Annotated in this window: 11 protein-coding genes; 2 read left to right on the forward strand and 9 right to left on the reverse strand. The window is 44.1% G+C overall.

All coding sequences use genetic code 11. From position 1 onward, the window contains the following. Positions 1-3: 3 nt before the first annotated feature. From LZF95_RS12535 to pdxA, 9 genes are all read right to left on the reverse strand, one after another. On the reverse strand, positions 4-1458 hold the full coding sequence (locus tag LZF95_RS12535; RefSeq protein WP_233755368.1) for a DUF1501 domain-containing protein: 1455 nt from the start codon (positions 1456-1458) through the stop codon (positions 4-6). Position 1459: 1 nt separating this feature from the next. Then, the gene (locus tag LZF95_RS12540; RefSeq protein ID WP_233755370.1) at positions 1460-3772 is read right to left on the reverse strand and encodes a PSD1 and planctomycete cytochrome C domain-containing protein; all 2313 of its coding nucleotides are present in this window, start codon (positions 3770-3772) and stop codon (positions 1460-1462) included. A 326-nt stretch (positions 3773-4098) separates the two neighbouring features. Next, a complete protein-coding gene (gene accC, locus LZF95_RS12545; protein ID WP_233755372.1) occupies positions 4099-5448 on the reverse strand; it encodes an acetyl-CoA carboxylase biotin carboxylase subunit in 1350 nt (449 codons plus the stop codon). Positions 5449-5474: 26 nt separating this feature from the next. Beyond that, positions 5475-5951, reverse strand: a complete 477-nt coding sequence (gene accB / locus LZF95_RS12550; protein WP_233755374.1) for an acetyl-CoA carboxylase biotin carboxyl carrier protein — start codon at positions 5949-5951, stop codon at positions 5475-5477. A 98-nt stretch (positions 5952-6049) separates the two neighbouring features. Beyond that, complete coding sequence (gene efp, locus LZF95_RS12555; RefSeq protein WP_233755376.1) at positions 6050-6613, reverse strand: elongation factor P; 564 nt, start codon at positions 6611-6613, stop codon at positions 6050-6052. A 29-nt stretch (positions 6614-6642) separates the two neighbouring features. After that, a complete protein-coding gene (locus LZF95_RS12560) occupies positions 6643-7641 on the reverse strand; it encodes a beta-ketoacyl-ACP synthase III (RefSeq protein ID WP_233755378.1) in 999 nt (332 codons plus the stop codon). Between the two features lie 228 nt (positions 7642-7869). Continuing rightward, positions 7870-8061, reverse strand: a complete 192-nt coding sequence (gene rpmF / locus LZF95_RS12565; protein WP_057938136.1) for a 50S ribosomal protein L32 — start codon at positions 8059-8061, stop codon at positions 7870-7872. Between the two features lie 18 nt (positions 8062-8079). Continuing rightward, positions 8080-8652, reverse strand: a complete 573-nt coding sequence (locus LZF95_RS12570; protein ID WP_233755380.1) for a DUF177 domain-containing protein — start codon at positions 8650-8652, stop codon at positions 8080-8082. A 108-nt stretch (positions 8653-8760) separates the two neighbouring features. After that, on the reverse strand, positions 8761-9783 hold the full coding sequence (gene pdxA / locus LZF95_RS12575; RefSeq protein ID WP_233755383.1) for a 4-hydroxythreonine-4-phosphate dehydrogenase PdxA: 1023 nt from the start codon (positions 9781-9783) through the stop codon (positions 8761-8763). 120 nt (positions 9784-9903) lie between these two features. Between pdxA and rsmA the strand changes: the two genes are divergently transcribed. Together rsmA and mgtE are read left to right on the forward strand one after the other, a co-directional pair. Next, positions 9904-10689, forward strand: a complete 786-nt coding sequence (gene rsmA, locus LZF95_RS12580; protein WP_233755385.1) for a 16S rRNA (adenine(1518)-N(6)/adenine(1519)-N(6))-dimethyltransferase RsmA — start codon at positions 9904-9906, stop codon at positions 10687-10689. Beyond that, positions 10676-12043 (forward strand): magnesium transporter, encoded by a 1368-nt coding sequence (mgtE, locus tag LZF95_RS12585; protein WP_233755386.1) that lies wholly within the window; start codon positions 10676-10678, stop codon positions 12041-12043. The genes rsmA and mgtE overlap by 14 nt, the downstream gene beginning before the upstream one ends. Positions 12044-12052: the final 9 nt, after the last annotated feature.

Raw genomic sequence — 12052 nt, forward strand, 5'->3', positions numbered from 1 at the left:
ATTCTAAGCAATTAAGTCTTTAACTACTTTGCCTGAGACATCCGTCAGTCTATACCTTCTTCCAAGGTGTTTGTAGGTCATGCGCTCATGATCTATACCCATTAGATGAAGAACAGTGGCCTGAAAATCGTGTACGTGAACAGGGTTTTCGGTGATGTTGTAGCCAAATTCATCTGTCTCACCGTAAACCATTCCGGACTTCACACCGCCACCGGCCATCCAGATCGAAAATGCGCGGGGATGATGATCACGGCCGTAATTATCCACCAGGATTTTTCCCTGACAGTAATTTGTTCTTCCAAATTCTCCACCCCAGATTACCAGAGTCTCGTCCAGCAAGCCTCTCTGCTTTAAATCAGTGATGAGTGCCGCAGAAGCCTGATCTACATCTTCCGCCTGTAGCCTCATTTCATTGGGCAGATTTCCGTGCTGATCCCAGCCCTGATGGTAGAGTTGTACAAACCGAACGCCGCTCTCCGATAGTTTTCTGGCCAAAAGACAATTGGCTGCGTAAGTGCCGGGCACCAGACAGTCCGGCCCGTAGAGTTTGATGATACTTTCGGGCTCCTTGGAGATATCGGTCATTTCCGGGACCGCAGTTTGCATTCGGTAGGCCATTTCGTACTGTTTTACTTTGGCGGTGATCTCGGGATCATTGAACTGCTGCATGCTCAGTTCATTCATTGCAGCGATCTGGTCTATCATTTTTCTGCGTTCTGATCGACTCATAGAATCGGGATCCCTGAGGTACAAAACCGGGTCTTCAGAATTGGAAAACTGAACACCCTGATGGGTGGCATCAAGAAATCCGTTGCTCCATAATTTCGAATAAACTCCCTGTCCGTTTCCTCGCCCACGGCTTAATAAAACCGAAAATGCCGGAAGGTTACTGTTTTCACTTCCCAGACCATAGCTCAGCCAAGATCCCATGCTTGGGCGATTGCCTACTTGAGCTCCTGTCTGGAAGAAAGTCAATGCAGGGTCGTGATTGATCGCGTCGGTATGCATGGATTTGACAATACAGATATCATCTACAATTCCGGCTGTATGTGGAAAAACCTCAGATATCCAAGCTCTGGATTCCCCGTATTGGTCAAATGTATAATTGGACCCGACCAAAGGGAAGGAAGATTGACCGGAGGTCATCCCTGTGAGACGCTGCGTGCCACGAATGGATTCAGGGAGTTCTTCCCCCATCCTTTTATTCAAAAGAGGCTTGTAATCAAATGATTCCAATTGACTCGGGGCTCCGTTCTGGAAGAGATAGATTACACGTTTTGCTTTGGGTGCGAAATGTGGTAGTGCGTTCACCATGGCTTCCTCTGCTCCTGATTTTCCAGAAAATAGATCAGGAACCAAAAGTGATCCCAGCGCTAAGCTTCCTACGCCAAGACTAAGTCTGGAGAGAAATTTCCTGCGATTGTTATTCAGTCCTTCTTCTAAAATTTCCTTTTCCATATCAGCTTTTGGTAATGGTTTCTTCCAGGTTATAAATAGTCACGATTACTTGCATGAGTGCGGCGGTTTCAGGGTTGACAGTTGACTCTTCCAGAGGGAACTCGCCCACATTTAAAGTGGGGAGAATCTGATCCGGATTTTGATTAAATCTTGCCAGCTGATCTTTGTAATAGGAGAGTAGGATGGTTTTTTCCTCCCCGCTCATCTCTCTACAAACTATACGTTTGAAGGAAGTGGAAATGGCATTTTCTTCATTCTTGTGTTTCGTCCACATGCTAGCCGCCAGGACACGTGACGCTTCCAAAATCATTGGGTCATTCATCATCACCAGTGCCTGTAGGGGAGTATTCGTTCTATTTCTCCCGATCTCACAGCGATCCCTATTACTGGAATCAAAAATCATTGCCTTGGGAGGAGGGACAGTTAGTTTGATGAAATTGTATAAACCCCGCCTATAAAGTTTGTCGCCTTTGTCCTGAATATAGGTAGCTAAAACTCCCCGGCCTGAAGTCGCTGCTTCCCAGATCCCCTCAGGCATATAAGGTTTGACACTTGGGCCACCAAGTTTTCTCACCAATAGTCCACTGCTAGCAAGTACTAGATCCTGGATATTTTCTGCAGGAAGTCGTAAGCGTGGTGCTCTTGACAAGTAGAGGTTTTCCGGATCCGTATTGAGATGTTTTTCGGTGATTACTGCAGACTGTTTGTAAGTTGCCGAGCTTAGAATTTGCTTCATCAGACGCTTAATGTCCCAGCCATTTTCCATAAAATCAACCGCCAGCCAGTCCAATAGCTCAGGGTGGGTAGGAAGATCACCCTGCATCCCAAAATCACCGGCAGATTTGACTATGCCCTGGCCAAAAATCTCCTGCCACATCAGATTTACGAAAACTCTTGCAGTCAGCGGATTTTCTCTGGCTGTGATCCACTTTGCCAGTCCGAGACGATTCTTCTCCAAGTCTTCGGGAAATTCCAGGATCGAGGCGGGGGTGGAGGGGTTCACTTCCTCTGTAGGCGCATCATATAAACCTCGATCCAGGATATAAGTCGGTCGTTTTTCCTCCAGTTCTCCCATGACGGAGACACTAAGCTTGGAAGTATCGGAGTAATTAATAAAATCCATAATTCCTGAGAGATCTTTATGATCTATCCAGAGTATGGGAGTCTTTGCGGGTTTGGATTGGGATACATCACCCTGATATCCTTTTTCTGGGGTATTATTGAAGAAGGCAAATAGCTCAAAATACTCTTTTTGCGAGAAAGGATCATATTTGTGGTCATGGCATTGTGCGCATTCCATGGTAATTCCCAGTATGCCTTTACTTACGGTATTGGTTTTGTCGAGCACATATTCTATCCTGTACTCCTCATCGATCACGCCACCTTCTTCGGTGTATTTGTGGTTTCTGTTGAAGGCAGTTGCCAAAATCTGCTCTTTGTTCGCATCCGGTAGCAGATCTCCTGCAAGCTGCCAAGTCACGAATTGGTCATAGGGCATGTTTTCATTGAAAGCATGGATTACCCAATCGCGATAGGGCCATTGGGTGCGTATATTGTCATCCTGATAGCCATAGCTGTCAGAATATCGGGAAATATCCATCCAGAGAATGGCCATTTTTTCTCCAAAACCCGGATCGTCCAGCAGTCCATCGACTAAATTTTCATAGGAAAATTCTCCAGAAAAGTCTCCAAATCTATCCAACAGCTCTGGGGTGGGAGGAAGGCCTGTAAGATCCAGACTTGCTCGCTTGATCAATTCATAAGGTTTGGCTTTCGGATTAGGGGAGAGTCCTTTCTCCTTCATTTTCTTAAGCACAAACCGGTCTATTTCATTGATAGTCCAGTCTGTTTCTTCAGGCAATTTTGTTTTCTCCGCTTTTACAAAAGCCCAATGAGGCTCATAATTAGCTCCCTGTTGGATCCACATTTTGATCAGCTGGATTTCCGCTTCGGATAGAGCCAGATTGGACTCTGGTGGAGGCATCAGCTCTCCCGGATCATCAGAAGTGATTCTATGATAGACAGTCGACTCTTCCAGATTCCCGGGCTTAATTACAAATTGGTTTGGATTGTCTTTAAGCGCAGCATAAGCACCGGCTTCCGTGTCCAAGCGCAGGTCAGATTCGCGCTTATTTGCATCCGGACCATGGCAGACAAAGCATTTGTCAGAAAGAATAGGACGGATATGAAAATTATAGCTGACCTGTTCGATGCCTGATAGTTGGATTTCGGTGGTTTGCTTGGGGTTGCAATTGATAATCCCAAAGCCAAAACAAGCCAATGCTAAAATTCTTAGTATTCGATAAGGTGTCATTTTGGGTTAGGCTGACATTTAAATCACTTTTAAGCTAGTGATAATTTGAGTAATAACCGTCCTGAAAGCGATGATTTCACATATTTTTTTTAATGCAATGAAATTAACTTCTAGCAAAATATTATTTAACAGAAGGTTGTTTTGAGATTTTCTGACGTATAGATAAGTTTGTACTTTCTGAAAAACCCTTCGGGGGAAAAAAGGGGTTAATCATTCAAAATAACAGGCTTAAAGCGTAGTGTTCCCACTTCTGGTTTTAACCTCTTATAAAACAAGAAAAGCTGCCCATTAGGACAGCTTTTAAGGTTTAATATACATCAGAGATGTTATCCCTTTATCACGGAGAAGTCGAAATCCTCCAAGAATTTGGTAGTGAAGTTTCCTTCTTTGAATTGTTCGTTTTCCAAAAGTGCGATATGGAAAGGAATGGTGGTTTTGATGCCATCGATTACAAATTCCTCCAATGCCCTCTTCATCCTCACGATCACTTCTTCTCTTGATTGGCCACTGACGATCAGTTTGGCGATCATGGAGTCGTAGTTAGGAGGGATCACATAGCCGGCATATACGTGTGAATCAATCCTCACCCCCCGACCACCCGGAATATGAAGGTTCTGGATTTTACCCGGACTTGGTCTGAAGCCATGTGCGGGATCCTCGGCATTGATCCTACATTCCATTGCATAGAGCTTTGGATAATAGTTTCTGCCTGAGATCTTTTCTCCCGCGGCCACTTTGATCTGTTCTTTGATCAGGTCAAAGTCAGTTACTTCCTCGGTGATCGGGTGCTCTACCTGGATACGCGTATTCATCTCCATAAAGAAGAAGTTGCGGTGCTTGTCCACCAGGAATTCTACGGTACCGGCGCCTTCGTAGCCGATTGCTTCGGCACCTTTGATAGCTGCTTTTCCCATTGCTTCACGGAGTTCATCTGTGATGAATGGGGAGGGAGTTTCTTCTACCAGTTTCTGATGTCTTCTCTGAATAGAGCAGTCCCGTTCAGAAAGGTGGCAGGCTTTGCCTGTACTATCTCCAATTATCTGTATTTCTATGTGTCGGGGTTCCTCCACAAATTTTTCCAGATACAGGCCGTCATTTCCGAACGCAGCTCCTGATTCCATTCTGGCATCATCCCAGGCTTTTTTAAACCCGGCTTCTTCTTTCACAATCCGCATTCCGCGTCCACCGCCTCCGGCAGTGGCTTTTAGAATAACAGGGTACCCCATTTCATTGGAGAGCTTGATGCCCTGCTCCATGGATTCCAGGATTCCTTCCGAACCAGGAATAGTAGGAACACCAGCTGCTTTCATGGTGGCTTTGGCAGTAGCCTTGTCCCCCATCTGGTCAATCATCTCAGCGCTGGCACCGATGAATTTGATACCGTATTCTTCACAGATTTTGGAGAATTCCGCATTTTCAGAAAGAAAACCATATCCCGGGTGAATGGCATCTGCGTTGGTGATCTCAGCAGCCGCAATGATTCTGGGGATATTTAAGTAGGATTCCCTGCTGGGAGCTGGCCCTATGCACACAGCTTCGTCGGCAAATCGAACATGTAAACTATCCTTATCCGCAGTGGAATATACCGCCACCGTCGCAATCCCCATCTCTTTACAAGTACGGATGATTCTAAGGGCGATTTCACCTCTGTTGGCGATTAGTATTTTTTTAAACACAGCTTTTTACTATTTAGTGAAAAAAATTATCCCGCTGGATCTACAAGGAACAATGGCTGATCATATTCTACAGGGGTAGAATTGCTTACCAGTATTTTTACGATTTTACCGGAAATTTCAGATTCGATCTCATTGAAAAGTTTCATTGCTTCTATGATACAAACAGTTTCGCCGGCTTTTATGGAATCACCTACTGCTACAAAAGGATCAGCGTCGGGGCTGGAAGTAAGGTAGAATGTGCCTATCATCGGGGATTTGATCTCTACCAAGTTGGAATGTGCTGCTTCAGCTGTAGGTGTAGGGGCAGGAGTCGGAGTTGGTGTTGGAGTAGGAGCTGGAGCCACTGCTGCAGGAGCAGGCGCCGGGGCTTCTACCACTCTAGGTGCAGAAGATTCCGCATACTTCTTAATAGAAAGTTCAAACTCGTCAGTCTTGATTTTGACTTCAGCCAAACCAGAATTAGATATGTAATCGATCAACTCCTGAATCTCTTTTGCTTTCATAGGTTAATTATTTAGATGTGCCCTTCGGCAATTTATTTAAGTGGGTTTTAAAAAGAATAAAGCTGTGTAATTTAACGAAATCACACAGCTAAACTAAGCTATTTTACTCTTTCGGAGTAAGATCCATCGCGGGTATCCACTTTGATCAGGATGTCTTGCTCAACAAACAAAGGAACCATTACAGTAGCTCCTGTTTCTACGGTAGCAGGCTTCAAGGCATTGGTCGCCGTGTCACCTTTTATACCAGGCTCGGTGTAGGTAATCATCAATTCCACGAAAGGGGGAAGTTCTACCGCAAGAGGTGTTTCTGTTTCATCATGGATCAAAATATCCACTAACTGACCATCCTTCAAAAGGTTAGCTCTTTCGATCAGTTTTTCCTCTATTGTAATCTGCTCAAATGAAGTGGTGTCCATGAAATTGTAGCCCATATCATCGGCATAGAGAAACTGATGCGGTCTTTTCTCTACGCGGGCAGTTTCTACTTTTTCTCCCGCACTGAACGTTTTGTCCAATGTTTTGCCAGAAGTGATGCCTTTCAATTTGGTTCTAACAAATGCCGGCCCTTTTCCTGGTTTGACATGCTGAAACTCCACTATAGAGTAAATGTCATTATTCATGACCAGACAAAGTCCGTTTTTAAAATCTGCAGTACTTGCCATATCGTGTTATCGTGTGTATTTCTTAAAATTTATTTTGGGTCGTAGCCCCATTTCAGATAGATAGATCCCCAGGTAAAGCCTCCTCCAAAGGCAGCAAGAACAAGATTATCTCCTTTTTTCAATTGACTCTCGTAATCCCAAAGACAGAGTGGTATGGTTCCGGCGGTAGTATTGCCGTACTTTTCTATGTTCATCATGACCTTATCTGAACCGATTCCCATACGATTCGCCGTAGCGTTGATAATGCGGAGATTGGCCTGATGTGGCACCAACCAAGCGACGTCTTCACCTTTTAAGTTGTTTTTTTCCATGATCTCCGCACTTACATCAGCCATATTGGTAACAGCGAACTTGAATACAGTAGAACCTTCCTGATAGGCAAAGTGCTCTCCTGCTTCCACTGTTTCGTGGGAAGCGGGTCTGCGGCTACCTCCGGCTTTCATATGGAGGTAGGGGGCTCCTGATCCGTCGGATTTGAGGATGGCATCCACTATTCCAAGGTCCTCTGTAGTAGGCTCCAGCAAGACTGCTCCGGCGCCATCTCCAAATAATATGCAAGTAGTCCTGTCCTGATAATTGACTATAGATGACATTTTATCCGCTCCTACCACTACTACTTTTTTATGTGTGCCAGTCTGGATAAACTGGCTTCCCATCTGTAGGGCAAACAAAAACCCTGAGCAGGCAGCACCTATATCAAAGCTATAGCTGTTCTTGGCACCCACCATATCGGCGATAAGATTACCGGTAGCAGGAAATGGCATATCGGGAGTCACTGTAGCACAGATAATAAGATCTACATCCAGGGGATCAGTTCCGGTTTTTTCCAAAAGTCCTTTTACAGCTTCGGCTCCCATTACTGATGTTCCTTGGTCTTCACCCTTCAGTATCCTTCTTTCTTTTATTCCTGTTCTTGAAACGATCCACTCGTCATTTGTATCTACAAGCTTTTCAAGTTCTTTGTTAGTCAACCTGTATTCCGGAACGTAACCTTGTATTCCGGTGATCATGGCTCTGAGTTTGTCCATTATGCTGGGGTTAAGCTAAGACGATCCAATCAAAATCATCTCAAACTGTTTTGTTATGGATGTGTTTTATCCTGTAAGGAAGGCAAAAATATTATAATTGTTATTCTCTACCAAAAGAAATCCACCAATGCCAGGCAATAGCTTTGATTGACAACTGCCTAGTTCGGCATAAAACAAAAAAATCCATCTGCAGATCGCAAATGGATTTTATAAGATTCACGGGCTTAATTAAGCCAGGATTTCTTTTTCTATGATAACTTGTCCCTTGTAGTACAGTTTACCGTCTAACCAGAAAGCTCTGTGAGGAAGGTGCATTTCACCTGTAGTAGGGCATTTCGCCAGACCAGGAGCCTCTAACTTGTAGTGAGTTCTTCTTTTATCTCTTCTGGTTTTCGAAATTTTTCGTTTAGGATGTGCCATTTTATGCGTGGTTTATGATTATTCCTTGTTTTTTAACTTTTTTAATAGATCCCATCTAGGATCAACTGCTTCATTATTGTTTCCTTCAGAATCAGAATCATCATTCTGGTTATCAGAATCCTGCCCATCTATATAGGCATAAATCCCTTCTCCTTCGTAATCCTCCTCATCCATTTCATTTCTATAGTCGGGGTGGATTTTCTTCAGGGGCAAGGCCAGCAAGATAAACTCGTAAATCAACTGGGCGACATTGACTTTAGGAGTGTCCCTAGTGATCATAATGACGTTTTCGTCGATTTCCTTTTCTTCTGCTCCGTACTTGTAGATCATCTTTTCATGAAATTCCAGCGGCTGATCATAAGCCTCCAGACTTCTATCGCAGGTCAAAGTGACTTTGCCGGCGATGTGAAAATCCATCTCAATTACATTTGCCCCCACCTTCATGATGACCCGTGCGGTCAACTTACCTTTTTTGACCAATTCATTGTCTTCGAAATGTTGGAAAAATGAATCCCCAATTTCGAAGTCTAACTCGTGGATACCTTCGAGGAACTTAATGACCTCTATATCAAATGCTCTCCAGAATTTCACGATACCTCCTCTCGATTTAAGACCGCAAAAATAGTGAATATTTGTAAAAGGAAGAAAGAGATTTTAAAATATTCTTTGGTTTCTTTCAAATATCTTTCGGTTTCCTTCTCAATCACCAGATTCCTGCGGGTCGTGTTGTTGAATAATATCTGCTGCCAGAAACAGGGCGGCCCTCATTGAGCCCTCGTCTGCCACATTTTTGCCCGCTATATTATAGGCTGTGCCATGATCGGGCGAAGTTCTGATTACGGACAATCCGGCGGTGAAGTTTACTCCCGTGCCGAATGTCATGGATTTAAACGGTACCAATCCTTGGTCATGATACATCGCCAAAACCCCGTCGAATTTAGTCTGATGGCCCATGCCAAAAAAACCATCAGCAGGGTAGGGACCGAATACCATTTTGTTCTGATCCTTCAGGGAATTGATTGCCGGCTTGATGATTTTCTCCTCTTCCTCACCCAGCAGGCCATCTTCACCTGCATGGGGGTTTAATCCAAGAACAGCTATTTTTGGTTTAGTGATGCCAAAATCATCCTCAAGGCTTTGGAGTAGGATATTCGCTTTTTGAATGATCTGTTCTTTGCTCACCTGCTCAGCTACTTTTGCCAATGGCACATGGCCGGTCACCAAACCCACACGCAATTGTTCCGCCACCATAAGCATAAGACTCTCTTTGGCTCCCACAGCATCTGTAATATATTCCGTATGGCCAATAAAATGCAGCTCATCGGAATTGATATTGTGTTTGTTCAATGGAGCGGTGACCAATGCCTGGATATTCCCTTCCCGAAGATCTGTTACCGCCGCTTTCAATGCCGCCAGGGCAAATTTACCTGCTTCTTGGGTTTCCACGCCGGGAATTACTTCAGGACATTCTTCACTTATGTTGATGACATTGATACGTTTATGCTGGACTTCTGATACATGTTTGATCTGGGAGAAATTAAAGTCCTCCAGCCCCAGCTGTTTTCTATAAAAAGTCAATGCCTTTCCGTGCGCATAGATCAGTGGCGTAAAGCTTTTATAGGTTCTATTGTCAAGCAGGGCTTTCATGGTGACTTCCGCGCCTATTCCATTGAGGTCCCCGATACTTATTCCGATAATGGGTTTGATCTTTCGTTGATGCATATAAAATATAATGTGGACTAGATGTTAAGGTTTGGTCAAGCTGCCTGGATAAGCTAGTCCTTTAGAATTATTCTCTTAATTTTGGTTTCGCAATTTATAAAAAATAATCTGAGCTAACCGATGGAAAAGGTCAAAGCCAAGAAACACTTGGGACAGCATTTTTTGACCGATTTGAGTATTGCGGAGCAAATAGCTCAAGCAGTGAAAGGTCATGGAGGGGTATCTAAGGTTCTGGAAATCGGACCCGGCATGGGAGTGCTTACGGATTTTCTGTTGAGGCAAGAGCAGGAGCTGTACCTGATCGATATAGACAAGGAATCTATTGCTTATCTGCATAAGAAATATCCTGGATTAGGTGATAAGATTATAGAAGGTGATTTTTTGAAAATGGACCTGAGGGAGATTTTCTCCGATAAGTTTGCCATAGCGGGTAATTTTCCCTATAACATCTCCTCACAGATCTTCTTCAAAGTCCTGGAAGTAAAAGATCAGGTATCAGAGGTGGTCTGCATGTTGCAAAAAGAGGTGGCGCAGCGGATCGCCTCGCCAAAGGGAAACAAGGACTATGGAATATTATCTGTATTGCTTCAGGCATTTTATGATATAGAATATCTCTTTACAGTTCCTCCCCAAGTATTTGACCCGCCGCCCAAAGTAAATTCCGGCGTGATCCGGCTTACACGGAATGCAATAGATAAACTGGCCTGTGATGAAAAACTCTTCAAGCAGGTAGTAAAGGCAGGATTTGGGAACCGTCGCAAAACATTGAGAAACTGCCTTAAGCCGTTTAACCTTCCGGTTGACTTCAATTCAAACCCTTTGTTGGATTTGCGTGCCGAGCAATTGGATGTAGCTGATTTCATATTCTTAACCCAAAAAATAGAAGCATCCCGTGGAAATCATTAAGCAGTTTGAACTTTCGAAAGAATACTTAGAAAGCCTCAGACAGGCTATCGAAGCGGAGGATTTGACCTTTATTCAAGAGTCGTTGAACGGGGTTAATGTGGCTGATATCGCCTCATTGCTGGATGAGCTGTCCATGCAGGAAGCCATCTTTGTGCTCAGGGTATTGGATCCCCAGCTTTCGGCAGATATTATCATTGAGCTTGAAGCGACCAATCAGCACAAGGTCTTGAAGGAGATGGAAGTGCAGGAGATGGCCAACCTAATTGAGCTGATGGACTCTGATGACGGGGCTGATATCCTCAATCTTTTCCTGGAAAGAGAGCGGGAAGATATTATCAGCCATTTTCAGGACAAGGTAAAATCTGATCAGATCCTAGAACTCTTACGCTATGATGAGGATACAGCCGGGGGGATTATGGCCAAGGAATACATCCGGGCAAACAAGAACTGGAATGTAGTACAAACCATCAACGAAATCCGTCGGCAGGCGGAAAATGTAAATAAGATCTACTCGATTTTCGTAGTCAACAACAGGCAGCAACTGATGGGGATAGTGTCCCTTAAGCGGATAGTATTGGCCTCAGATGAGACGAAAATCGAAGATATCTATGAGGAGGAGGTGATCTCCGTGCCTACATATATGGATCAGGAGGAAGTAGCTGAAGTCATGCGAAAGTATGATCTGGAATCTCTTCCGGTAGTGAACAGTAAAAATAAGCTAGTAGGAAGAATCACAGTAGATGATATCCTGGACGTAATCCGTGAGGAAGCGGAAGAGGATATTCAGGCGATGACAGGTATATCCGATACGGTCGATGAGTATGATAGTGTGGTGAAGCTTTCCAAAGCAAGATTACCTTGGTTGTTGATAGGTATATGTGGTGGATTGCTGGGGGCCGGCTTCATAGGTTTTTTTGAGGAGGGATTGAATAAAGTGACAGCCCTTGCCTTCTTTATACCCCTGATCACTGCAACGGGCGGTAATGTAGGAATCCAAACGTCTTCTATAGTGGTACAGTCCCTTGCCAGCAAATCCATCTTTGATGATTCTTTGGCCAAAAGGTTTTTGAAAGTATTGCTGGTCGCGGTTCTAAACGGACTGATCTTGGCCACTTTCGTATTTGCAATAGTGGTTTTGTTTTATCAGACCGAAGTTTCATTTGCGATGGTGGTGTCTATAGCCTTATTTGCTGTGGTGCTACTTGCATCCTTTATGGGGACCATTACACCTATAGTATTGGACAAACTCGGAATTAATCCTGCTTTGGCTTCAGGGCCATTTATTACTACAGCCAATGACCTGATAGGTTTGGCAGTTTATTTTTTAGTGGCTATGTCTCTTTTAAAAATTTAATTTCTGTGA

Source organism: Algoriphagus sp. AGSA1 (genome assembly GCF_021390545.1).
Lineage (GTDB): Bacteria > Bacteroidota > Bacteroidia > Cytophagales > Cyclobacteriaceae > Algoriphagus.